The organism is Streptomyces odontomachicola, assembly GCF_039605595.1.
GTDB lineage: Bacteria > Actinomycetota > Actinomycetes > Streptomycetales > Streptomycetaceae > Streptomyces.
Genome location: NZ_JBCFOK010000020.1, coordinates 106525 through 129890 on the forward strand (window position 1 = coordinate 106525; position 23366 = coordinate 129890).

Genomic DNA, 23366 nt, shown 5'->3' on the forward strand with positions numbered 1-23366 from the left:
AAAGCCCCGGGAACGGTCTCGCAGTGGACACGGCACAGACGACAGACACGACAGCAGAGGCGGCCGAGGCTGCTGAGGCGGCCGAGGCGATGGCCGCGGCGGACGCGGCCTCCGGCCCCGCGTGGCAGGAGGACCTGACCCGCGCGCCGATCTCCACCAAGATCGTGGTGGCGGGCGGCTTCGGCGTCGGCAAGACGACCTTCGTGGGCTCCGTCTCCGAGATCGAGCCGCTGACGACCGAGGCCCTGATGACCCAGGCCAGCGAGGAGACCGACGACCTCGCGGCCACCCCGGACAAGACGACCACCACGGTCGCCATGGACTTCGGCCGGATCACGCTCGAAGACGACCTGGTGCTCTACCTGTTCGGCACCCCGGGGCAGCAGCGCTTCTGGTTCATGTGGGACGACCTGATACGCGGCGCGATCGGCGCCGTGGTGATGGCCGACACCCGGCGCCTGGAGGACTGCTTCCCCGCGCTGGACTACTTCGAGAGCTGCGGGCTGCCCTACGTCGTCGCGGTCAACCACTTCGAGGGCACCACCTCCTACGAAGCCGAGGACGTGCGCGAGGCCCTGTCGGTGCCCGACGAGATCCCGGTGGTGGTCATGGACGCGCGGGACCGCGGCACGGTCGCCGAGTCGCTGCTCGCCCTGGTCGGGCACGCCCTGGAGATGGCGCCCGCGTGAGCCCGGGCGGCCGCGCCGCCGCCCGCCCTCCCTGCGTACGGATCGCCCCCCTCCCGTACGTACGCACACCGCAGGTACACAGAAGAGAGCCCCGCATGCGGAAAATACTCATCGTCGGAGCCGGCCAGGCCGGGCTCCAGCTCGCGCTCGGCCTCCAGGCGAACGGCTACGAGGTCACCGTGATGTCCAACCGCACGCCTGACGAGATCCGCGGCGGCCGGGTCATGTCGACGCAGTGCATGTTCCACCAGGCCCTCCAGCACGAGCGGGACATCGGGGCGCACTTCTGGGAGGACCAGGCGCCGAAGATCGAGGGCCTCGGCGTCTCGGTCGCCGACCCGGAGTCCGTGCAGGGCGAGGACGAGACGCAGCGGGCGATCAACTGGCTGGGGAAGCTGGACGGCTTCGCGCAGTCCGTCGACCAGCGGGTCAAGATGGCCGGCTGGATGGAGACCTTCGTGCAGCGCGGCGGCCAGCTCGTCATCCACGGCGCCGCCGTCTCCGACCTGGACTTCTTCGCCCGCAAGTACGACCTGGTGCTGGTCGCGGCCGGCAAGGGCGAGCTGGTGTCGATGTTCGAGCGGGACGCCTCGCGCTCCCCGTACGACGCCCCGCAGCGCGCCCTTGCCGTCGCCTACGTGCACGGCTTGGACCCGCGCCCCGAGCACGCCGACACCGAGGCGGTGCGCTGCAACCTCGTGCCGGGCGTGGGCGAGCTCTTCGTGATGCCGACCCTGACGACCACCGGGCGCGCGGACATCCTGTTCTGGGAGGGCATACCCGGCGGTCCGCTGGACGCGTTCCAGGGCATCAAGGACCCGGACGAGCACCTCGCCAAGACCCTGGAGCTGATGGAGCGCTACACGCCCTGGGAGTACGCGCGCGCCACGAACGTCGAGCTGACGGACCCGGGCGGCACCCTGGCCGGGCGGTACGCGCCGACGGTGCGGCGCCCCGTGGGCACCCTGCCCAGCGGCGGCAACGTGCTCGGCGTGGCCGACGTGGTGGTCGCCAACGACCCGATCACGGGCCAGGGTTCGAACTCGGCGTCCAAGTGCGCCGCCACCTACCTCGCGGCGATCCTGGAGCGCGGCGAGGAGCCCTTCGACGCGCAGTGGATGCGCGACACCTTCGAGCGCTACTGGGCGACCGCGCAGCACACCACCAAGTGGACCAACGCGATGCTGGCTCCGCCGCCCGAGCACGTGCTGAACCTGATCGGCGCGGCCGGCGAGCTCCAGCCCGTCGCCGACCGCTTCGCGAACGGCTTCAACGACCCCTCGGACTTCGAGGAGTGGTTCTTCGAGCCCGAGAAGGCCTCCGCCTACCTCACTCGGCTCACGGGCTGACGCCCGGCGCGGGGCGGACAGGGGTCACGTGTCGTTCCCCGTGTCCGCCCCCGCCGAGGAGCCCGCCGGGAGCCGCGGCGGGGTGTAGTCCTTCTGGGACGCCGCGCCGGGGTCGGGGCGTACGGCGCCGAGGATCGGGTTCGCGGCGATGGGGGAGACCTTCACCTTCGCTCCGGGGCGCGGCGCCTGCACCACCTTGCCGTCGCCCGCGTACAGGGCGACATGGGTGGCTCCCGGGAAGTAGATCACCAGGTCGCCGGGGCGCAGCCGGCTCAGCGGCACGCGGTCGAGCTGCTTCCACTGCTCCTGGCTGGTGCGCGGGAAGGCGCCGCCGGCACGGTCGCCTGAGCCCTCCTTCGCGCGGAGCCACGCCTGCTGGGTGAGCCCGGAGCAGTCGAAGGAGTCGGGCCCGTCGGCGCCCCACACGTACGGCTTGCCGACCTGGTCGATGGCGTACCGCAGCGCGCGCTCGCCGCCCTCCGACGGCGCCCGCGCCGCCCCGAGCCTCCCCGACCGCACGAGGCTCTGCTGCGCCGAGGCCATCTGCTGCGACTCCAGCCGGCGGAGCTGCGCCAGCTCGTCGCCGCTGAGCGAGGAGAGCACCGACTCCACCTCGTTCAGCCGCGAACGCACCGCGTCACGCTGCGACTTCTGCTTCTTCGCCAGCTTGCGCTGCTTGGCCAGCGCCTTCTGCTCCTTCGCCGCTGCCAGCGCGTGCCGCCGCTCGCCCCCGGTCAGCTTCCGCACCGTCACGGCCTGCTTCCCCGCCGCGCGCTTGAGCAGCCGCCCCTCCTCCATGGCGCGCTGCGGATCGCGCGAGAGCAGAAGCTGCACGGAGGGCGGGATGCCGGAGGTGCTGCCGCGGTACTGCTGACGGGCCAGCTCACCGGCCTCGGAGCGGCCCGCCTTGAGGGCCGAGCGTGACTTGCGCAGCTCGGCGCGCGCCTTCTTGGTGGCCGCGCGCTGCTCCTTGAGCTTCTCCGCCGTGCCGTTGTACGCCTCCGAGGCCGCCTCCGTCCTGCGGTACAGCGTCTGGAGGTCCTGCAGTATCGCCGCGACGGGGCGGTCGCCGGGGGCCGCGGGGGCCGCCTGCGCTGACGGTGCGCTCAGCACGCCCGCCGTCGCCGCGGCCGCCGCCGCGATGCACACGGACCGTACGAATGACACGGGGTCACCTCACCTGCGGACGAGGACTGTTCGCTGCGGGGTCTCTCGCCGGCCTCGGCGGCCGGTCCGGCGATCGTGACATGAGCGGTCTGATGTTCGGCCTGCCGACTGGGCGGTCTGCGCAGCACCGTCACCCGATAGGTGTGCCCGTACCCCGGGGCGTCGGCGGCCGTTCACCGGGGCGGCCCACCCCGTACCCCACAGTGGGTGAGGGGCAGCCCGTATTCCGCAGGGGCTGAGGGGGCGTCAGCGGCCGAAGAGGCGGCGGCCGGTGAGCGCGCGGGCGCTCTCGGCGGTGGCCTCGGCCCCCTGGAGGTGCGCCTCGGGGAGCCACTGCGCGGGCTCGCGCGTCGCGGTGTCCTCCAGGTCGAGGGAGCGCGCGAGCTGGTCCGGCATCGGCCGGGTCTCCGGCGTCTTGTGCAGGCAGGCGAGCAGCGCGGGGCACAGCGCGTCGGGCACCCCGGTCAGGTCGGGGCCGTCCCGCGCGGTGGGCAGCAGGCTGCCGGGGAAGGGGGCGCGCCCCGAGGCCGCGTAGGTCAGCGTCGCCGCGTAGTCGAAGACGTCCTCGGCAGGGCCCGCCTCCTCGGCGGTCGCGAGGTCGGTGCGGCCAAGCCCTGTCCCGTAGTCGACGACCCGCGCGGCCTCGGCGGAGAGCATGACGTTCGAGGGGCGCAGGTCGCGGTGTGCGGTGCGGGCCGCGTGCAGGGCGCCCAGCGCGCGGGCGAGGGCGCCGCCCAGTGCCCGTACGGCGGACTCGGGCAGCGGGCCGTGCCGCGCCACTAGAGCGGCGAGCGAGGCGCCGGGCACGAACTCGGCCGCCGACCAGGGGCGTTCGCTGTCCAGCTCGCAGCCGAACGAGGCCGCTACGTACGGGCTGCGCACCCCGGCGGCGACCGCCTGGAGCTGGTGCCTGAGCCGGGCGCGCACCTGCCGGTCGCGGAGGAGTTCGGGGCGCAGCGCGCGGACGGCGGCGAGCTGCTTCTTCGCGCCGCGGGCCGGGGCGCCGCGGCCGAGGTAGACGGTGCCCGTCCGGCCGGCGCCGAGCACCCCCAGCAGCCGGAAAGGACCGAGCTGCTTGGGGTCCGTACTGCCCAGGCGCGTCATGCCGCCGGTCGCCGCCCCTTCGCTCACGTCGCCTCCCCTGTGCTCACGCCGGGCAGCCTAGAGGCCCCGGGGGGTGGCCTGGCCAGGGGTCACGTAAGAACTGACGAAGTTCTTCGCAACCCCCGACGGACAGAACGCCGCATTCCAGCGGCTGTTGCACAGTCCGCGCATGTCCGATGGACGCCGCTACGGGGGACTCACCCGGGGCGTACGGGACGACCTCGCGCGCCCCCGGGCCCCGGCACCCCTCACCACGGGAGCCGCGCCGGGGTTCGCCGCTCGGGCTCACCAAGGGAGCCGCGCCCTGATCCGGTCGCGGAGCCGGCCGCGCCGGCCGCCCTCGGGGTCGTACACATAGCGCCAGCCGCGCGGCAGTGCGAGCCTGCGGCCGACCGCGGCGGGCTCCAGCCGGTACACGAGCACGGTGCGGCCCCCGGGGCGCGGCACCGGGACCTCGTACCGCTTCGGCGGCCTGCCGGTGGGGCCCACCAGCACCGGCAGCACCCGGCCGTCCAACGGGCCGCCCACGAACGGCGTCTCCTCGCTGCGCACGCGCGAAGCCCCCGGTCCCGCTCAGCCCTGGCCCGCGTCGTCGGCGGGGTCGTCGGCCGAGGGGCAGCAGGGCTGGGCCAGCCTGCGCGCGCCCGGGCCCTCCTCGCCGAGCTGGTCGTGCGGGTTGGCCAGCACGCACTTGTCGAGCGAGAGGCAGCCGCAGCCGATGCAGTCGCTGAGGTGGTCGCGGAGCTGGGTGAGCAGCTTGATCCGCTGGTTGAGGTCCTCGCGCCAGCACTCCGAGACCCGCGCCCAGTCCTCCTTGTTGGGGGTGCGGCCCTCGGGGAGCAGGGACAGCGCGTCGCGGATCGCGGAGAGCGGGATGCCCAGACGCTGCGAGGCCCGGATGAACGCGACCCTGCGCAGGGTGTCCCTGCTGTACCGCCGCTGGTTGCCCGAGGTACGGCGGCTGTGGATGAGACCTTCCCGCTCGTAGAACCGCAGCGCGGAGGTGGCCACCCCGGCGCGCTCGGCGAGCTCGCCGACCGTCGCCTCCTTGGCGTTCCAGCTCAGATGGGGGTGCGTGGTGGTCATGGCGGCCAGGCTAGCGCGCCGTTGAAGCGGACTTCAGGTGTTGTCCGCCGCTTCCTCGGAGTCCTCGCCCGCGCCCTCCGCCTCGTACGCCTCGCCCGCGCTCTCAGCCTCGTACGCGTCCTCCGCTTCCTCCGCGAAGAGGTGGCCCGCGTCCGCCACCACCGGCAGGACCCGTTGTACGAGATCGCTGACCGGGCCGCCGGGGCGCTCCATGGCGAGTGCGCGCTGTGCGACGGCCGCGGCCTCCTCGTCCCTGGCCGCCGTCGCGGTCAGCAGCGCGACGAAGTGGTCGACCAGCCAGTCGCGCAACTCCCCGCCGGGCGGCCGCTTCCCGTCGTCCAGCCAGATCAGCGAGGCGGCCTCCACCGCGGTGATCCAGGTGCGCACGGCCATGCGGAGCAGCCGCCCCGGGTTCCCGGCGTCCAGGTGCAGGTAGATCTGCTCGGCCGCGGCCCTGCGCACCTCGTCCACGATGGCGCTCGTACGGGAGGTCTCCACCACGCTGCCGCCCTGGAGCAGCGCCATGAACCCGGCGTCGTGCCCGTCCACGAAGCCGAGGTAGCGGTCCAGGGCGCGGCCGAGCCGCCGGGTGAGCGGCCCGTGCTGCGGTTCGGCGAAGCACTGCTCCAGCTCGTCGGCCGCACTGCGCAGCGCCGCCTCGTACAACTGCTGCTTGCCGCCCGGGAAGTAGCGGTACACCAGGGGCCTGGACACCCCGGCGGCCGCCGCGACGCCGTCCAGCGTCACCGCCTCCGGCGGGTGGTGCGCGAAGAGGCCGAGCGCGGTGCCGATCAACTGGGTGCGCCGCTGGTCGACGGTCAGCCTGCGGTACGCGGGGGCAGTGCCGCTGGAGCTCATGTCCGCAGCGTATCCGGCATGCCGCCGGCGCACCCCGGGCAGGGGCGGCGGCCGTCGTGATCACGCCAGCGGAGCCGCGGGGTTGGCCTGTCCGTGCCTGCCCGGGCCTACTTGGCCAGCAGTCCCGAGCTCTCCCACAGCTTGCGGCCCACGCCGCGCAGCACGCCGACCTCGTCGAGGAAGTCGGTCAGCCGCTTCGCTCCGGTCTGCATGATCTCCCTGCGGTGCGCGCTGGCCCTGACCTGGGCCTGGGCCTCCTTCTTGTTCAGCCCGACGTTCTCGTACACCTGCGGGTTGATGAAGGCGATCGAGAAGACCCTGGCCGCCTCGCCCGAGCTGATGCGGGTGAACTCGGCCTCCCAGCGCGGGCAGTTGACCATCTGCCGGCGCAGCTCCTCGCGCGCGTACCTGACGTGCCGCGCCTCCTCCACCACGTGGATGCGGGTCACCCCGCGCACCAGCGGCTGCACCCGCTCGTCGGGGAAGGTGAGGCGCTGCATCCAGTCCAGGATCTCCTCGCCGAGCAGCGTCGCGGTGAAAGAACCCGGCGTCGTGGACACCGTCTTGAGCAGCCGCGCGAGGTTGTGGTTGACCTTCGAGACCGGGTACGCGGGCGCCCCGCCCTTGGAGATGAGCCGCGCGAACATCATCGAGTGCCGGCACTCGTCCGCGATCTCGGTCAGTGCGTAGCGCACATGATTGCTGGTCAGCGGCTTGTCGTAGATGTGCCGCACGAGCAGCTGCATGAGGATGACCTCGAACCAGATGCCCAGCGAGGCCAGCGAGGCCGCCTCGTGCCGGGAGAGGTCGATCCGCTGCTCCTCGGACATCCGGTGCCAGAGCGGGGTGTCGTAGAGCGAGACCAGCTCAGGCGGCCAGAACCACTTGCCCTCTTCGAAGGGGCTGTCCCAGTCGAGCTCGGTGTCCGGGTCGTAGGAGTGCTTCTTCGAGGACGCGAGGAGGCGTTCGGCGACCTTTTCGCGGTCCTTGAGCTGCCCGAGCGCGTCCCTGAGCACCTCTTCTTCGGCTGTGCCCGCCGCGGAGGCGGGGTGGGCGATGGTCATGCGACGGCACCTCTTCTTCGGGGTCCCAGTGCGAAACCGGCGTACGGGGACGCCGCTTGACGCCGCGGCGTCGTCACCAGCGGCCTTGTTACCAGCGGTCACAGCTTCCGCTCCGTCTTATGAGACTGCGCGTCAGCAAGTGCGTCAATCCCTCGCGCATGACTTGTTGACCCTTGCGCAACAGGCGTGTGAGCCTGCCGATGAATCTGCCAACCGGCCTTCCCCGCAAGGAGGTTGGCCGCCACGCTGCCCCGGCAGTCAGGAGGCGACATGTCCTCGCACGGCCTCTACACCGATCCTCCGCACGAGCCGCACTGGCAGGTGCCCGCGACCGGCGCCGCCCGCTTCTCCTGGGACTACGACGACGGCAGGGACCGCCTCCTCGCCCTGTACCAGAAGGGCAAGGACAAGCAGTGGGACGGCCGGAAGCGCATCGACTGGGACCTGGAGGTCGATCCGCACGACCCCCTCGGCACCCCGGACGAGGCCAACACCCTGTACGGGACGCGGTACTGGGACAGGATGAGCGGGCACGAGCGCGGTGAGCTGCGGAAGCACTACGCGTCCTGGCAGTTCAGCCAGTTCCTGCACGGCGAGCAGGGCGCGATGGTGTGCGCCGCGCGGATCGTGGAGTCGGTGCCCGACCTGGACGCGAAGTTCTACTCGGCGACCCAGACCATGGACGAGGCGCGGCACGCGGAGATCTACGGCCGCTTCCTGCACGAGAAGATCGGGATGCTGTACCCGGTCAACGACAACCTCCAGGCCCTGCTGGGCGACACCCTCCGCGACTCCCGCTGGGACATGCCGTACCTGGGCATGCAGGTGCTCATCGAGGGCCTGGCGCTCGCCGCCTTCGGCATGATCCGCGACACCACCGACAAGCCGCTGCCCAAACAGATCCTCGCGTACGTGATGCAGGACGAGGCCCGCCACGTGGCCTTCGGCCGGATGGCGCTGCGCGACTACTACCGGCAGTTGAGCGACGCGGAGCTGCGCGAGCGCGAGGAATTCGTGATCGAGGGCTGCTACCTGATGCGGGACCGCCTCAAGGGCACCGAGGTGCTGGAGAACTTCGGGATCCCGAAGGCGGAGGCCGAGGAGTTCAGCGAGCAGTCCGAATACCTCCAGCTCTTCCGCAAGCTGCTGTTCAGCCGGATCGTCCCGTGCGTGCGCGACATCGGCCTGTGGGGCGAGCGCCTCCAGCGCGCGTACGTCGACATGGGCGTCTTCGAGATGGGCGACCAGAACCTCGACCAGCTCATGGCCCAGGACGAGGAGGTCGCCGAGAAGCTGGACGCGGAGCGCTTCGCGGCGGAGGAGGCCGAGCGCACCGAGGAGGTGCAGGAGGCGATCCGGGAGGGAGCGGAGAGCTGAGGTCCTGTGGAGGGCCGGAGGGCTGAGCCGAGGGCCGGGCCGGGGGTGCGCCGCGTGCGTCGCCGGGCGCCTCGTTCCGCGTACTCAGGCCGGTACTCAGGGTGCGTACTCCGGTCGCGTACTCAGGCCGCTCCTCAGGGCGCCCTCGACGGCGCGGCCCGGAACTCCACACTCCGCGCGATACTTCCCGCATGGCCGCCGCCCGCGAGGGGCGGCCGCAGGGCGAACCGGCGGTACGGCCCGCCGCCCCGCACCCGCGGCCCGTCGCCGCGGGGGAGGAGCGGGAGGACCAGACCGCGCTGCAGGCCCGCCTGCTGGCCGCCGACGAGGAGACCTTCCGCGAGGTGTACGAGTGCTACGCCCCGCTGGTGCACGGAGTGGCAGCCCGCCTCACCCGGGACCGCGCCGCCGCCGAGGACGTCACCCAGGAGGTCTTCTCCTTCCTGTGGGAGCGCCCCTTCGCCTTCGACCCGTCCCGCGGCACGCTGCGCACCTGGCTCTCGGTGCTCGCGCACCACCGCGCCGTCGACTGGATCCGCCGCGAGGAGAAGCGCCGCGCCCTCACCGTCCCGCAGAGCGCACCGCACCACGGCGACGAGACGGCGGACGCGGCGGCCGACGCGCTGCGCGCACACCGGGTACGCGCCGCGGCGGCCCAGCTCCCGGACACCTTGCGCCGCCCGCTGCTGCTCGCCTACTACGGAGGCCGTACCTACCGGCAGGTCGCCACCGAGCTCGGCATCCCCGAGGGCACGGCCAAGACCCGCCTGCGGGCCGCGCTGCGCGCCCTCGCCGCAGCGCTCGCCGAGGAGGAGGGAGCCGCGCCATGAGGCCCACGTCCGGTACGCCGGGTCCGTCCGGCGCCGCATCCGACGGGCACCCCTTGGCCGAACCCCTCCTGGGAGCCTGGCTGCTGAACGCCTGCTCCCCGGAGGAGGCGGCCCTCGTGGAAGCACACCTGCGGCACTGCGAGCACTGCGCGTCCGACGCACACACCCTGCGCGCCGCGCTGCCGGGACTGGCCGGCTCAGAACCGCTGCCGCCCCCGCCCGAGCTGTACGAGCGCACCACGACCGCCGCCTTCGCCGCCCGTACGCCCACCCCGCGCGGACTCCCGGCGCACGTACGCCCGTACGCGGCCCAGCTCGCCACCCTCGACGCGGTGCTGCGCGAACTCGCCCCCGCCGACTGGCGTTCCGTCGTGGTCGAGGGCTGGACGGCCGCCCAGCTCGTCTCCCACCTCGCCGCGACCGACAGCCTCCTGGCCGAGCAGCTCGCCGGCGCCCCGAGCGGCGACACGGTCCCCGAGCGCACGGCCGCCTACACGTCCTGGGCGGCCCGCCATCCGTACGAGACCGTGCACGCCACCTGGTACGAGGCCGCCGCGTCCCTCCGCGAATCCCTGAGCCGGGGCGACCCGTCCCGCCCCGCCGAACTGGCCGCCGGCTTCCCCCTCCCCGTCGCCGACCACGCGGTGGGCCGCGCCTTCGAGACATGGATCCACACCCGCGACATAGCCCTCACCACATCCCGCACCCTCCCGCCCCCTTCCCCCGAGACCCTCCACGCCATGTCCGACCTGGGAGCCCGCCTCCTCCCCAAGGCCCTGCTCCTGACGGGCACCCCCCTGGACTCCCGCGCCCTGACCCTCCACCTGACAGGAGAGGGCGGCGGCACATGGCAGGTGGGCCCGGGCACCACCACCGCCGAACTGACCTTGGACACGGTCGACTTCTGCCTCTTGACGGGGGGACGCCTGGGCGCGGGGGAGATCCCCAGGACGGTCACCGGTGACGCCGGGCTGGCGGAGGCGGCGTTGGGGGCGGCGGGGGTGTTTTCGGGGCCGTGAGGTGGCCTTCCGGGAGGCGGGGCGCGGCTGGCTTTCTCCCGCTCCGGGGCGTTGTCAGAGGGCGTCCCTAGTCTTGTGGCCGTGGACAGCATGGTGAGTGAGCGCGATGTCGCCGCCGCGGCCAACGCCGCTGGCAATTCCGTACGTTCGGACGCCGACGAGGTGCAGTGGCTGCTGCAGCCCCGCGGCGGCGCCAAGCAGCGCGGCCCTGAGAACTTCCGGCACTCGGTGCGCAACGGCATCCGGCTCTCGGAGTACGAAAAGGCGCTCGGTGAGCACGCGGCGGAATTCCACCGGCTCTTCCCGGACGGAGTGGCGCGGTTGTGGGGTGCCACGCCCGCGAAGCGGTCCGGAGACGACAAGGCCATCGCTCTCCGGGACCGGAAGCCCGGCGACGAGGTCCTGTTCTATGCGAAGTGGAAGTTCATCGCGAAGGCCCGGATCCTGGGCTTGTTCCACAGCCCCGCACTGGCGGAGGCGGTATGGGGAGTGGAGGCGGACACCGCAGCCACCTGGGAGCACATCATCGCCCTGGGCGACGTCGTGGAATTCGAGGTGCCCGCAGAGCCCGTGCTGAAGGAGGTGTCGGCGCGGTACCCGCTTCGCAGCCTCACGCTGGTGCCGGCGCCGGCCCGGAGTCGCGCACTGCACCTGCTCACCGGCGAGCACGAGGGGCCGGTTCAGGAATCGTCCCGCACCGCCGATGTGCGTGCCGCCACGGCGATCAGGAAGCGCGACGAACTCCTCCGCGCGCTGGAAGACCTCGGTCCCCGAGAGGGAGAAGGCCCCGGCCCGCAGCACGCGCTCGCGCTGATGTGGGCGATCGGCCGGCAGATGGCGGGAGAGCCGCGTCTCGCCCCCTGGGAAACCTTCCAGGGGGAAGTCGGCCCGATACTTCGTGACTTCGGCCCCTCGACCGACCTGGCGACACCCGAGCACGTCTTCTCGCACTTGGCCGGGCACGCGGTATGGGAGGCCAAGGGGATCAACTCCGCCGGCGAGCCCGCCCCGTATCCCGAGGATCTGCGCCGTGCCGGGGCGAAAGCCGGCCTGGAAAGGGGAGCGGCGGGCCTGCTGCGTAAGCCTCTCATCCGAGCCGAGGCCATCGGCGTGCTGCGTTCCTATCTCGGAGGCATCGACCAGGAAGCCCTTCTGGAGCGCGTCGGCCTCTCCGGATATGCGAGCGCCAGCGGCCTGCCGGACGGGGAGGCCGGCGGAACGGGCGCAGACGGGTCCCCGGCAGCGCGACGAGAAGGGCGCAGCACGCGCCCCGACAGGGATGCGAAGCTGGCCGAAGAGGTCAAGCGTCTGTACGGGCACCGGTGCCAGGTCTGCGGGACCCGCCTCGAGAGGCGCTACGGGTATTACAGCGAGGCAGCGCATATACAGGGCCTTGGGCAGCCCCATTGCGGCCCCGACTCTCTGACGAACCTGCTGTGCCTGTGTCCCAACCACCATGTGCAGTTCGACGACTTCGCCATCTACATCGACGAAGACGGGAATGTGTGCAGGACAAGGGACGGCAAGTGCCTCGGGCCGCTGCTCCGGGAGGAAGGGCACCTCATCGATGAGCGGTACGTCCGATATCACCGGAGCCTGTGCGGAATCCACGACGAGGCGTGACTCCCGCACCGCCACTCACGCACCCGTCAGCTCCTTGAGGAATCGCTGGGTGGCGGCGTCCGTGGAGTACAGACGAGTGCCGCGGGCGCCACGCGTCATCAGCACCCGGTAGACGTTCAGTGCGTAGGGCAGATAGCGATGCTCGTCGAGATGGCGGAGTTCGGGATCGTGGCTCTTCTCCGGCCGCGCTCTCCAGCCGTCCGGGGTCCATGTGAGGTCCTCGCCCAGAATGACGGCCCCGTAGTCGTACTCCATCCCCTGGGCGGTGTAGACACAGCCGACCTGCTGCTGACCGCCGTCGTCGGTCGCCCAGTACGCCCTCCCCGGCACTCCGTCACCGGCGAGCTCCGCGGAGGCCCGCGAATTCCACGGTCGCTCCCACAGGCGTCGGCCCCCGCCGTCCTCCCAGGAAATGGAGACTTCGGGGAGCAGCGGCGGCGTCGGGTCGGATTGCCACGGCCAGCAGAAACCGGCCGTGACGCGTGCCGTGTTCCCCGCGGCCACATGCGCGTTCACCCACCGCTCGAGTTCGAGCGGGTCGCCGGCCACGTCCAGGTCGTAGTCGGAGCCCCGCCAGGACCGCGGCCGCGCGTCCGGGGACAGCAAGGCGTCCACCCAGTCGAGATAGGCACGGGAGCCGCTGCACCGGAACTGAGCCCGCAGATCCACGTGGGCGAACGTGCAGTTCCGCTCGCCGGCCATCTCCCGCAGCTCCCCGAGGCTGGTGCCCTCGGAGGGCCGCACCACCTGGCGCTCGTCGAGGAACAGCACGAGCACGGCGCACTGCCGGAGCAGCCGGCCGAAGAGATCCGGATACCTTCCCCGGCGCTGGTACGGATAGGTCCTGGCCCGGTGGGCCTCATCCAGCAGTACGACGCTGCTTCCCCGGTCCATGCCGGAGGGAACCCTCGTCGTCACGGTGCTGACCAGGCCCTTCGCCGACTCGCCTATGGAGCGCGAGAGCTGCTGCGTGAGCGTGCCGGACGGGGAGAGCAGCCGCGGGTTGGCGCCCGGCTGCTCGCACAGCTCCCCGAACACCCGGCAGGCGATGGCCGTCTTCCCGGTCCCCGGGCCGCCGGTCACCGCGACGATGTGCCCGGGCCCCTCGCCCCGCGACTGCCGGATCGCCCGGTGGATCTCCTGACGCGCGGAGTCCTGCTCGTCGATGAGGGGGAAACGCCGTGACACGTCGGCGGCGGCCCGCGCCAGCAACGAGGCCGAAGGCCGGTGCCGGGCCTCGAGAAAGGCACGTATGCGAGAGGCGTCGGCCCCTTGCAGATCCTGGCACTGGAAGTGGGCCGCAAGCTCCTGTGGCGCCCCGTCCGGCGGCACGTCCCGGGCGCCCAGCAGCGGGTACTGCGCACTGGGCCCGCCCCGCACATGCCTCCGCAGCCCGTCCACCAGATCCGCGGACGCGTCGTGCAGAAAGGCGAGCCCCCGGACCTCCAGGCCGACCGACTCCGGGACCCAGTCGCGCAAGTAGTTGACGTAGCAGCCCACTTGGCGCGCCGGGTGCAGCACTTCCCGCTCGGCCACCCTGAGTTTGCCCGGCACGCTGGGGTGCGGCGCGGCATGGGTCCACTGCTTCAACTCGACGGCGACCGCGACGAGACCGGTGTCCCGCTCGGTGCTCCCCAGCAGCAGAGCGTCGACGCGCTGGCTCGTGCCGGGCAGCTCGTACTCGAGCAGCAGGTGCAGATCCCGCAGCCCCGCGTCACAGAGCGCATCCACCAATCGCGGCCAACTGCGCTCCCAGCTGCGCACCTCCGCGCCGCCCGGCTCCCGCCCCTGCTCGGCGAGATACCGCGCCGCACACTCCTCGAGGAAGCTGCGCTCACCGACCCGCGCCGACGCCTCCCCGACCGTCCCCGCGAACACATGCATGCGCACGATCTATACCAACGACAAGAACCCCACCCAAGCGAAAAGGCCTGCGACCACAAGGTCACAGGCCTTCACTCACGTACAGAAGCTGTCTGTACCCCCGGCAGGATTCGAACCTGCGCACACGGCTCCGGAGGGCATGGTTCATCAGGTGGCAGAACAGGGCCTGACCTGCAAAAACTCTGGTCATGTCGAGTCGGTAGATGAGTCTCACTCGTCGCTCACTCGCGGAGCGCCCGTGAGGCGGGGCGGGACGCGTTCATGCCGGAGCGCTGACGTGACAACCTGGAAGTCTGGATGCGGCGAGAGGAGAGCGGTGGTCAGCCCACGCGGGACGTACTTGGTGGTCGCGGACGCGCTTCGGACCGACCTTCAGGCGGCGAGCGAAGAGAGCGCATTGCCCTCAGAGGCAGAGCTGATGCGCCGCCACGGCGTATCGCGAACGACAGTGCGGCGTGCGCTCAGGAGCCTGGCAGAGGAGGGCATCGTGGTTTCGGTGCCCGGCAAGGGGTGGCTGTATCGCGGAGGCGCACACATCACGGTGCAGCCGCTCGTAGAGCGGGTGCAGGACGTCATCAGCGCCGACGGCCTGGGCCCGGGGGACCTGTTCCCATCCGAGTCGAAACTTTCCGCACGGCTGGGAGTATCGCGTGGGGCGGTGAGGCAGGCTCTCGCACAGCTTGAAGGGCGAGGCGTCCTGCGAGCTGTTCACGGAAGAGGACGGTTCGTGCAGGCCCCGGAGGGGGCCGCCGAGGGGAAAGGGGCCTGATGCTCACCACGTGGGCGTACTCGCTGTCTGAGTCGATGCTCTCCGAGCCGCTGCCGCGCCGCTGGGCGCACTCGCTCGGGGTGGCCGGCCGAGCGCGAGACCTCCGGCCGATCCTGGGGGATGATGCTGACCTCATGGAGGCTGCTGCGATTTTGCATGACGTCGGCTACTCGCCGTCGATTGCCACGACGGGGTTCCACCCCCTTGATGGCGCTCGATTCCTCCGAGACCAGGAGAACGCTGACGAACGCGTTGTGCGGCTGGTGGCGCACCACTCCTTCGCTCTCCTCGAAGCTGAGGAGCGAGGTCTCCGGCAGGAACTGGAGGCTGAATTCGAGCTTGAACGCCCCGACCTCGTTGACGCGCTCGTGGTCTGCGATATGACCACGACCCCGGACGGTGGCCACACGACAACCCGGGACCGGATTGACGAGATCACGGGGCGATACGGCGCAGATACAGTCGTGGGGCGGTTCATCCAGCGCGCAGCGCCTGAAATCCATGCCGCCGCCGACAGGGTGGGTGAGCGCCTGCAAGTCGCAGGAGCAGACCCTCAGCCGATGTAAGGCTCTTCGCGTTCCTCCATCCCGTGGTCAATGCGCAGGCGCATTGAGGGGTGGATATTGAGGGCATCGAGGTCCGATGGGGAAACCCATCGGACCTCTTTGGACTCGCTGCTAGTGCGGAGTTCTCCGCTGACCGGTTCGGCGGCAAAGCAGATACTGAACTGCTGCCTCACTTCCCCATCGTCGTAAGCCATGACGTGTTGGGGGTCCGTGTACAGGCCGGTCACCCTTTTCACGGAAACCTTGATGCCGGTCTCCTCCTGGACTTCGCGAACAACGGTTTCGCTGACGCTCTCGCCGACGTCATGACCGCCGCCGGGCAGTGCCCAGAGGTCATTGTCTGTCTTGTGGATGAGCAGTAGGTCCCCTTGGTTGTTCCGGACTACCGCTGTAACAGATGGAACAACACTGTTTGCCTTTGGGGCGTTGGGGTCGCGGAAATAGTCCACGCGCATTTTCTGCCTCAGCAATCAGTCGGAGATGAAATCGGGCGAGATTCTTCCCATACTCGCTCGATGCTCTCGAAGTAGGTATCGGCGAGCTCCCCGCCTGGCACGCGCTGAAGGTGCATCAAGGGTGCTTTGGAGGCGCCCACTCCGTAGACGTGCGGGTTCACGAGGAGCTCATTGTCTGACCGGTAGATCGAGTTGTACAGCGTCGTTGAGTGAACGCGAAATTCGACCCCGGGAAGGCGGAAAAGGGGGCGGTAGTTCACCAGCGCGTTTCGAATCTTGGCACCCATGGATGCGCCAATCCCTTCGTCGCGTCCGCGCTGTGCTACCTGCTCACTGTCCGGCTCGCCCAGCATGAAGCGTACGGGGACGCCAGCGGCAGCCTTCTCCTTGACGATGCGCAGGAACGCCGGATCCTCGGTCAGCCAGAAGCCGCTGTACACGAGCACGTCGAACTGCTCGGTGGCCGTCGCGTACAGCTTGTGCCACAGGTTCGGCGGCACGGCAGCTCGATAGGGGTAGACCCTGACGACTTCGGCGTTGCTGGTCTCCGTCACCTCGGTCGCCACTTGCTCCGAGGGCCAGAGGTAAGAGATGTCGCGCTTCAGCAAGGAGGCCGTCGCGAGGCGGTGGCGCTGATACGGGATCCGGCCAGTCGTGATCCAGCGTTCGACGGTCTTCGTCGACACCTCCAGGTGTTCAGCCACCTGTTCCAGCGTCAGTCCTAGCTCTCCGATCGCGCCACGGAGTCTTTCGTTCGCCATGCCGTCCTCCCCCGGTCAGGGACGTCTTGGGACGACTTTGACGGTACGTGAGACGTCCTCAAGGCGTCCACCTGCGCGGTCACTTGTCTCGCTTCGGGCCGGGAGTCTGTAACCACTCCACAGCGAGACCGGATTCAAGCCACGCCCCCGACGGGGGTTGACGGCACGACCCGGACTCGGCAAGATGCGATACATGTTCACCATGTATCGCATGGAGAACGGCCCGGCGGGCTCCCCTCACGGGGCGTCAGACCGCAGTTCGTCGGAGCGCGTGACCTTTGACAACTCAACAGCGTGATGAGGCTGCCGCCTCCTCCGATAAGGCGGTCAGCGCGACAGAGGTTCGCGCACTTCAGCCCTTCCGCAACGTCCCAACGTTGCGGCCGGTTGCCTCCTCCGCCCGTCCGGCTTCGGACGTACGGGCGGGGCGAGGGGAGCCGGAACACGCCGGCCCGCCAGGACAGCGGCACTCCCAACCAGAGACAGCCCGCCGCCCTGGTCCCCCATCCGCCCAACTCGACACCGCAGGAGCCCGGTTATGAAGTACACGCCCGGCGAGACGCCGCCCGGTGAATGCCCGCAGTGCTGGGAGCACGCGCACAACCGCAAGGTGCACGCCCGGCTCAAGCCCCGTGAGGACTGCCCGGCCTGCGTGGACCACATGATCAACGGCTGCCCAAGGGTCGTGCCGAAGAAGTCCCGTTGGTGGTGAGCGCCTTCCGGCGCTCCACCTCCCTGTAAGCCCCGGCCCGGGCGGCGGCACTCCCAACCAGAGACGGCCCGCCGCCCGGCCACCTCATCCGCCCTTCACGACAGAGCAGGAGAGCACAACCATGCGCCACTACATCGGCGACCAGCACATCGTCACCGACGACGAAGCCCTCGAACTCGCCCTGGACCTCTACCTGGGCGAGGACGACGAGACCGACGAGGAGACCGCCGCCCGGCTGGATGCCGGCCGCGACCTCCTCGACGAGGACCCGGAGCTGTTCGACCGCGCCGCCCGCGTCGTCGCCGAGGCGTTCGCCGCCTCCCCGCGCAGCAACGTCGTGCCCTTCCGGGCCCGGCAGCGCGCCACATACCCGGAGGTGGCGGCATGAACGCCAACTCGCCTTCCGGCTTCCCCCTCTTCCTCATCCTGACCGGCGCGCTGGTCACCATCGCGGCCGTCATCACCCGGTGGGTGACCGGCATCGATGAACTGAACTACGTGGTCGCCACGGGCTGCTTCGTGCAGTGCGCCGGCTGGACTCTGCACTCCCGTCGGAACAGGAGGCAGCAGCGATGAGCACCAAGCAGTCTCTGAGCAAGGTGCAGTGCACGGTGCTGGCCCTGGCGTTCGCGCCGATGCTGGCCACCGGCGTGGCCGGCGGTATCGGCACCTACAGCAACATCTCCGCGAAGTACGGCGAGGGCACCGCGCTCGGTGCGGTGGCCGCCGGCGAGGGCGCAACAGCCGTCCTCGCGCTGGTGTTGCTCGGTCTGACCGTGCTCGGGCAGTCCTCGCCGTGGGTGATCCGCATGGGGCTGTGGGCGCTGCCCGCCGCCGCCTCCGCAATGGCCACCACGGCCGCCGTCGGCGGCGGACAGGCCGTCATCTACGCCGTCACCCCGATGGGCATGACCGTCTCCGCCGAGGGCATGGCGTTCCTGGCCCGGCGGATCGTGGTGCACACCGACGGCCACGACGCCGAAGCCGAGGCCCGCGCCGCCACCATCGTGCGCGAACTCGCCTACCACCGGGCCCGGGCCGCTGCGCATCCCTCCAAGTGGGGGCGTAAGTGGAGCGTGCGCCGCTCCTGGTGGCTGGCCCGCAAGGCAGGCGCCGGAGACGCGGCCCTCGGGGAGCGACTGCTGGATGTCCAGCGGGAGCGGGTCACCAGCGGCGCGGACGCCGCGCTGCGGGACATGTTCACCACCGGCCTGCCGACACCGAAGGAACTCCCGGCGGCCGAGGAGGAGCGTCCGGCCCTGCCGCCCGCCACCCCGGAGCCGGCCACCGAGTCCAAGCCCGCAGCGGCCGCGAAGCCCGCACCGCGTACGGCGAAGCCGAAGACGGCCGCCCCGTCCAAGGGCAGCAAGGCTCCGGCGCGGCTGTCGTACGACGAGCAGCTGGTCAAGGCCCGGCAGGCCACGGCCCGTTGGTCCGACGAGGAGCTGAAGGCCGAACCGATCCGCACCGCACTCGGCTGCGGCCAGGGACGTTCCCGGGAGCTGCGCGACGCCCTCCGCGCCGAGCGCGCCGAGCGCGCCGAGGGCGCCCGGGCCGAGCAGCGGCACCTGACCGACGAACTGGACGACGCATTCGCCCAGCTCGTCACCGAGGACTCCGCGAGCGGCGGCCGGCACCTGGAGGTGGCGGCATGAGTGAGCCGATCGTCTTCGCCGACCAGTGGCGCGCCGTCATGGACGCCGCGGGCTACCGCTGCCAGTGCGCCGGGGCGTGCGGCTCCAAGCACAGCAAGGGCGAGGGCCGGTGCGAGCGGGTGCACGACCAGTACGCCGACAAGCACCACGGCCCTGCCCGACTCCTCGCGGCTCCGGTCGACCCGACTCTGAGTCCGCGCGCGGCGGCCGAGCTGCCGCCGAGTGGGCTGCGGGCGTGGTGCGAGGGCTGCCACGGCGCGGCTACCCGCGCGGCCCGCAAGGCGGCCCGCGCCGAGCCTGCACCGGACCAGGGCGGGCTGTTCGACCTGTAGCGCTCACCCCCGGGGCCCGGCCCGAACCGCCAAGCACGCGGCCGGGCCCCGGGTGACCTCGCAACAATGCACTTTGGAGGCACAGCCATCGTGACTGAGATCCAGATGCACCACCAGAGCGACGTGCTCGACGCGGACGTGGTCGACGAGGTCGCGGACAACGTCGTTCCGCTGCACAAGCCGACGCCTGACACCGACCCGACCGAGGCACCCGACAGTACGCCCGACGCTCCGGCCGACACCCGCTCGACCGAGGTACCCGACCGGTCGGGTGTGGCGCCGGGTGAGTGGGAGGCCGACCTTCCTGACGATGAGTCGGGCGATGAGGAGGAGGTGGAGGAGGGCGACCCGGTCGACCAGGTCCGCGCCGCCTACCCGACGTCGTTGCAGGACTGGATGGAGGCTAAGGACAAGGCCCGGCTTCCGGTGCTGCCGCAGTGGCTGCGCACCCCGATGGAGCGTCGGGCGGTGTGGAATTGGGCGGTGCGCCACTACGGCGCCACCACCGGATACCACGCGGTGCGCCTGCCGACCGTCTACACGCCCAAGGTGCTGGCGTACTCGCCGCGTGGGCTGTGGCGCTGGTCGACGGCCGCCGGCCGCTGGGTCTCGGATGCGGAGGGCAAGCCGCTGCGGGCGGCGGCCGTGCGCGACGAGGACGCGGCGGAGTACCTGAAGCTCTCCCGGCAGCGCGACGCCCGGGTGAAGCTGCGCACCCTGGTGGCGGCCCTGTCGGGCATCGTCGGCCTCACGGTGGCGCTCACGCTGTATGTGCTCGCCCCGACCTGGATGCTCACCCTGGTCATTGCCGCGATGACGTCGGCGTGCGGGTTCGCCGGGGCGCCGGCCGACCGGCCGCTGATCGACCCGGCGAAGGTGACGTTCCGGCAGCGCAAGCTGTCCTCGGACATCGTCACCCGGGCGTTCGCGGCGGCCGGGCTGACGACCAAGGATCAGGGCATCACCTTCCCGCGCCCGATCGGCCGGGACGGGGAGGGCTGGCGGGTGGTGGTCGACCTGCCGCACGGCAAGTCCTTCGCCGATGCGCAGAAGCGGCACGAGTCGCTGGCGTCGGGTATCGACGTCGCCCGTACCCAGTTGTTCCTGGACAAGGACGAGACCAGCGCCCGGCGGATCGTGATGTGGATCGCCGACCGCGACCCGCTCGCCGTGCCGGCCGGGCCGACCCCGCTGCTGGGGGCGACGCGGGTGGACTTCTGGAAGCCCTTCCCGTGGGGCGTGGACGAGCGCGGCACCCCGGTCAACGTCTCCATGCTGTGGACGTCGCTGCTGGTCGGCGCTGTCCCCCGGCAGGGCAAGACGTTCTCCGCCCGCACCATCGCGCTGGCCGCCGCCCTGGATCCGTTCGTGCGGCTGGTCGTCTTCGACGGGAAGGCGTCGCCGGACTGGCGGAAGTTCTCCAAGGTCGCCCACCGGGTCGGGTTCGGCATCGTCCCGAAGAAGGGCGTGGACCCGGTCGAACACTTCCTCGCCTCGCTGCAGGAGCTGCGGGAGGACGTGGAGGACCGCTACCACCGGCTGTCCGAACTGCCGCTGCACATCTGCCCGGAGGGCAAGCTCACCCCGGAGATCTCCCGGGACAAGAAGCTGAACATGCCGCTCACGCTGGTCGTGGTGGATGAGGTGCAGGAGTACCTGACCCACCCCGTCCACGGGAAGACCATCCTTGACCTGCTCGTCTACCTGGTGCGGGTTGCCCCGGCGGTCGGGGTGTCGGTGATGGTGGCCACGCAGAAGCCGGACGACAAGGCGTGCCCGTCCGAGCTGCGCGACCAGCACCAGGGCCGGTTCTCCCTGCGCGTCGGCGCCTACCAGGTCTCCGAGGCCGTGCTGGGGGCCGGTTCGTACGGGGAGGGGCTGGACGCCTCCAAGCTGCTCAAGTCCCACAAGGGCGTCGGCATCCTCAAGGGCATGTCCGATGACGCGGGCATCGTCCGCACCTACCTGGCCGATGGCCGGGACGCGGACCGCATCCTCACCCGCGCCAACAAGCTGCGCGAGGAGGCCGGCACGCTCACCGGCGACGCCGCCGGCGAGGCCCCGGCCACCGCGGCGGCGGATGCGCTGCTGGACGACGTCGCGGCCGTGCTCGGCAAGGGCAAGACCGAGGCCAAGGTGTGGTCCGAGACCATCGTCGACCGCCTCGCCGAGCACAACCCCGAGGCCTACGGCGCCTGGGCCGAGCTGGAGGGCCGCGCGAAGGCCGACCAACTCGGCACCGCGCTCAAGCCGTTCGGCATCAAGACCGGACAGGTCAGCAAGCGCGTGGACGGAATCCAGGCCAACAAGCGCGGCATTGAGCGCGCCGCCGTCCAGGCCGCGATTACGGAGCGCAACAAGAAGCGGTCCGCTGACTGACCCGAAAGGGCGCTACCGGTAGCGACGAGCCTCGCTACCGGTAGCGACCTCGCTAGCAACCAACATCCGCCGTGACCTGGTCGCTAGCGGATAGCGACTGACCTGGGCAAACCCCGAAACCGCCCCGAAAGGCGCCCCGATGACCTCTCTCGGCCTCGCTATACCCGGACTCCTCTTCGTCACCCTGTGTTATGTCGCGCTGTGTGCGGTCTCGCCGTTCGGCAACTGCCGCAAGTGCCGGGGGTACGGCTTCACCTTCCGCACCGACTGGCGCGGACGGGTCAAGACCGACCGCAAGGGACGGCCCAAGCCCGGCCCCACCTGCCGCCGCTGCCACGGCGACCGCATCCGCATCCGCGTCGGCCGGCACTGGTGGAACACCGCCCGGCGCATCCACCGCAAGGGCACCCAGCCCGCCGCCTCGCAGAAGGGCACCGCCGCATGACCATCACCCTGCCGCTCGTGCTCGTCTTCGCGCTCATCGTCGCCGGACTGCTGAAGTTCCGCGCCGTCGGCCTCGGCGCCGCCGTCCTCGTCGCGCTCTTCGGCTTCTACCTCGCCTCCACCGACGCCGCCGGCTCCATCAACCAGTTCATGACCGCCATCGGCGGCGCCGTCGGCGACATCGGCAACTGACCCGGAAGGAGACGCACATGCACCCCGACCTGACCGCGCGGCACTGGCTGGCCGCCGCCGCACCCAAAGCGCTCCCGGCCCTGGCCACGTCCACCGTGCTGATCCTGGCGCGGATATGGAACGCCAACGGCGCCGAACACTCCCTCGGCAACGCCGTGTTGATGGGCGCACTCGCCCTCGGCTCCGCTGCCGCCGGCGCGTTCGCCTCCTCCGGCCTGAACGGGGGCGACAGCCTCGCCGCGTCCGCCGCGTTCGGCACCGCCGGGACTCTCGCGTTCGCCGGGGTGGCCGGCTACTCCGACGGGCTGTCCCTGCCGCTGCTGCTGTGGGCCGTGGCCACCGTGCTCGCCTACGTGCTGGCCGCCCGGCACTGGCGCACCGATCGCCGCGAACAGGCCGCGCACGCGCGGCACACCACCGAGCGGCGCGACGAGCACGCCCACGTGGAACGGGTCGAAGCCATCCGCGCCCAGGCGCAGATCACCACCGCACAGGTCCAGGTCGACGTGGCCCGCGAACACGCCGTCTACGCCGGCGCGCTGGCCGAAGCACTCACCGCACGCGCCGCACTGCCCGGCTACGACCCGACCGCCCTCACCGGCGCCGGACTGCCCCAACTCCCCACCATCGTGAAGGAGAACTGACCATGACTACGAACCTCGCACCGGCCGTCGACCGGGACGAAACGCTGTGGCACCACATCGGCACCCTCGCCGGCTGGCTGGACAAGCACAACGGCACCGACGCCCACCAAACCGCCATGCTCCTGCTCAAGCTCAGCGAAGAGAGCGGCGAAGTCGCTCAGGCCTACCTCGGATGGCGCGGCCAGAACCCCCGCAAGGGCACCACCAACGGGCCCGAGCAGGTAGCCACCGAACTGTGCGACGTGGTCATCACCGCGCTAGTGGCGCTGCACCACTTCACTCCGGACCCGCCCCGGTTCCTCGCCGAAGTCATCCAACACCGCGCCGAACGGCTCGCCCGCATCCTCCACTCCGAGCACCACTCGGAGGAGCTGAACACCTAGATACGCCCGGAGGCGGCGGCACTC

27 protein-coding genes are annotated in these 23366 nt (G+C 71.1%); 18 read left to right on the forward strand and 9 right to left on the reverse strand.

The window, feature by feature from the left end; all coding sequences use genetic code 11:
- Nucleotides 1-89: 89 nt before the first annotated feature.
- Nucleotides 90-689 (forward strand): GTP-binding protein, encoded by a 600-nt coding sequence (locus ABEE00_RS30715; protein ID WP_345749065.1) that lies wholly within the window; start codon nt 90-92, stop codon nt 687-689.
- 95 nt (nt 690-784) lie between these two features.
- Nucleotides 785-2038, forward strand: a complete 1254-nt coding sequence (locus ABEE00_RS30720; protein ID WP_345749012.1) for a styrene monooxygenase/indole monooxygenase family protein — start codon at nt 785-787, stop codon at nt 2036-2038.
- 24 nt (nt 2039-2062) lie between these two features.
- Here the strand turns inward: ABEE00_RS30720 and ABEE00_RS30725 are convergent, their stop codons facing one another.
- From ABEE00_RS30725 to ABEE00_RS30750, 6 genes are all read right to left on the reverse strand, one after another.
- On the reverse strand, nt 2063-3205 hold the full coding sequence (locus ABEE00_RS30725; protein WP_345749013.1) for a C40 family peptidase: 1143 nt from the start codon (nt 3203-3205) through the stop codon (nt 2063-2065).
- A 246-nt stretch (nt 3206-3451) separates the two neighbouring features.
- Nucleotides 3452-4336, reverse strand: a complete 885-nt coding sequence (locus ABEE00_RS30730) for a protein kinase domain-containing protein (protein ID WP_345749014.1) — start codon at nt 4334-4336, stop codon at nt 3452-3454.
- 258 nt (nt 4337-4594) lie between these two features.
- A complete protein-coding gene (locus ABEE00_RS30735) occupies nt 4595-4861 on the reverse strand; it encodes a hypothetical protein (RefSeq protein ID WP_345749015.1) in 267 nt (88 codons plus the stop codon).
- 21 nt (nt 4862-4882) lie between these two features.
- Nucleotides 4883-5395, reverse strand: coding sequence for a redox-sensitive transcriptional activator SoxR (gene soxR, locus ABEE00_RS30740; RefSeq protein WP_345749016.1), 513 nt, complete (start codon nt 5393-5395; stop codon nt 4883-4885).
- A 33-nt stretch (nt 5396-5428) separates the two neighbouring features.
- Complete coding sequence (locus ABEE00_RS30745) at nt 5429-6253, reverse strand: TetR/AcrR family transcriptional regulator (RefSeq protein ID WP_345749017.1); 825 nt, start codon at nt 6251-6253, stop codon at nt 5429-5431.
- A gap of 107 nt (nt 6254-6360) precedes the next feature.
- Complete coding sequence (locus ABEE00_RS30750) at nt 6361-7317, reverse strand: AurF N-oxygenase family protein (protein WP_345749018.1); 957 nt, start codon at nt 7315-7317, stop codon at nt 6361-6363.
- Nucleotides 7318-7587: 270 nt separating this feature from the next.
- On the opposite strand from ABEE00_RS30750, the gene ABEE00_RS30755 reads away from it, so the two are divergent.
- From ABEE00_RS30755 to ABEE00_RS30770, 4 genes are all read left to right on the forward strand, one after another.
- Complete coding sequence (locus tag ABEE00_RS30755; protein ID WP_345749019.1) at nt 7588-8694, forward strand: ferritin-like domain-containing protein; 1107 nt, start codon at nt 7588-7590, stop codon at nt 8692-8694.
- 191 nt (nt 8695-8885) lie between these two features.
- Entirely contained in the window at nt 8886-9524 is a 639-nt protein-coding gene (locus tag ABEE00_RS30760; protein WP_345749020.1) for a sigma-70 family RNA polymerase sigma factor, read from the forward strand.
- Nucleotides 9521-10543: a maleylpyruvate isomerase family mycothiol-dependent enzyme gene (locus ABEE00_RS30765; RefSeq protein WP_345749021.1), complete on the forward strand. Its 1023-nt coding sequence runs from the start codon at nt 9521-9523 to the stop codon at nt 10541-10543. Before ABEE00_RS30760 ends, ABEE00_RS30765 begins: the two co-directional genes overlap by 4 nt.
- A gap of 90 nt (nt 10544-10633) precedes the next feature.
- Nucleotides 10634-12166 (forward strand): HNH endonuclease, encoded by a 1533-nt coding sequence (locus tag ABEE00_RS30770; protein ID WP_345749066.1) that lies wholly within the window; start codon nt 10634-10636, stop codon nt 12164-12166.
- A gap of 15 nt (nt 12167-12181) precedes the next feature.
- On the opposite strand, the gene ABEE00_RS30775 is transcribed toward ABEE00_RS30770, so the two are convergent.
- Nucleotides 12182-14050 carry a DNA/RNA helicase domain-containing protein gene (locus ABEE00_RS30775; RefSeq protein WP_345749022.1) on the reverse strand — a complete coding sequence of 623 codons (1869 nt, stop codon included), beginning with the start codon at nt 14048-14050 and terminating at the stop codon, nt 12182-12184.
- Nucleotides 14051-14327: 277 nt separating this feature from the next.
- Between ABEE00_RS30775 and ABEE00_RS30780 the strand changes: the two genes are divergently transcribed.
- Nucleotides 14328-14819, forward strand: coding sequence for a GntR family transcriptional regulator (locus tag ABEE00_RS30780; RefSeq protein WP_345749023.1), 492 nt, complete (start codon nt 14328-14330; stop codon nt 14817-14819).
- On the forward strand, nt 14819-15385 hold the full coding sequence (locus ABEE00_RS30785; RefSeq protein ID WP_345749024.1) for an HD domain-containing protein: 567 nt from the start codon (nt 14819-14821) through the stop codon (nt 15383-15385). Before ABEE00_RS30780 ends, ABEE00_RS30785 begins: the two co-directional genes overlap by 1 nt.
- Here ABEE00_RS30785 and ABEE00_RS30790 read toward each other — a convergent pair.
- Both ABEE00_RS30790 and ABEE00_RS30795 read right to left on the reverse strand, forming a co-directional pair.
- Nucleotides 15373-15840 carry an NUDIX hydrolase gene (locus tag ABEE00_RS30790; RefSeq protein WP_345749025.1) on the reverse strand — a complete coding sequence of 156 codons (468 nt, stop codon included), beginning with the start codon at nt 15838-15840 and terminating at the stop codon, nt 15373-15375. The two genes, ABEE00_RS30785 and ABEE00_RS30790, sit on opposite strands and share 13 nt — an antisense overlap.
- Nucleotides 15841-15848: 8 nt before the next feature.
- Nucleotides 15849-16601 (reverse strand): helix-turn-helix domain-containing protein, encoded by a 753-nt coding sequence (locus tag ABEE00_RS30795; RefSeq protein ID WP_345749026.1) that lies wholly within the window; start codon nt 16599-16601, stop codon nt 15849-15851.
- Between the two features lie 538 nt (nt 16602-17139).
- Here ABEE00_RS30795 and ABEE00_RS30800 point away from each other — a divergent pair.
- From ABEE00_RS30800 to ABEE00_RS30845, 10 genes are all read left to right on the forward strand, one after another.
- Complete coding sequence (locus tag ABEE00_RS30800) at nt 17140-17313, forward strand: pRL2-8 (RefSeq protein WP_345749027.1); 174 nt, start codon at nt 17140-17142, stop codon at nt 17311-17313.
- A 121-nt stretch (nt 17314-17434) separates the two neighbouring features.
- Nucleotides 17435-17701, forward strand: coding sequence for a hypothetical protein (locus ABEE00_RS30805; RefSeq protein WP_345749028.1), 267 nt, complete (start codon nt 17435-17437; stop codon nt 17699-17701).
- Complete coding sequence (locus tag ABEE00_RS30810; protein ID WP_345749029.1) at nt 17698-17889, forward strand: hypothetical protein; 192 nt, start codon at nt 17698-17700, stop codon at nt 17887-17889. The genes ABEE00_RS30805 and ABEE00_RS30810 overlap by 4 nt, the downstream gene beginning before the upstream one ends.
- A complete protein-coding gene (locus ABEE00_RS30815; RefSeq protein ID WP_345749030.1) occupies nt 17886-18968 on the forward strand; it encodes a conjugal transfer protein in 1083 nt (360 codons plus the stop codon). The genes ABEE00_RS30810 and ABEE00_RS30815 overlap by 4 nt, the downstream gene beginning before the upstream one ends.
- Nucleotides 18965-19300, forward strand: coding sequence for a hypothetical protein (locus ABEE00_RS30820; RefSeq protein WP_345749031.1), 336 nt, complete (start codon nt 18965-18967; stop codon nt 19298-19300). Before ABEE00_RS30815 ends, ABEE00_RS30820 begins: the two co-directional genes overlap by 4 nt.
- Before the next feature lie 90 nt (nt 19301-19390).
- Nucleotides 19391-21679, forward strand: a complete 2289-nt coding sequence (locus ABEE00_RS30825) for a cell division protein FtsK (protein ID WP_345749032.1) — start codon at nt 19391-19393, stop codon at nt 21677-21679.
- Nucleotides 21680-21818: 139 nt separating this feature from the next.
- Nucleotides 21819-22124: a hypothetical protein gene (locus tag ABEE00_RS30830; protein ID WP_345749033.1), complete on the forward strand. Its 306-nt coding sequence runs from the start codon at nt 21819-21821 to the stop codon at nt 22122-22124.
- Nucleotides 22121-22315, forward strand: a complete 195-nt coding sequence (locus tag ABEE00_RS30835; protein WP_345749034.1) for a hypothetical protein — start codon at nt 22121-22123, stop codon at nt 22313-22315. Before ABEE00_RS30830 ends, ABEE00_RS30835 begins: the two co-directional genes overlap by 4 nt.
- A 17-nt stretch (nt 22316-22332) precedes the next feature.
- A complete protein-coding gene (locus ABEE00_RS30840; protein WP_345749035.1) occupies nt 22333-22959 on the forward strand; it encodes a hypothetical protein in 627 nt (208 codons plus the stop codon).
- Between the two features lie 2 nt (nt 22960-22961).
- Complete coding sequence (locus ABEE00_RS30845; RefSeq protein ID WP_345749036.1) at nt 22962-23342, forward strand: MazG-like family protein; 381 nt, start codon at nt 22962-22964, stop codon at nt 23340-23342.
- The last annotated feature ends 24 nt before the right edge of the window (nt 23343-23366 follow it).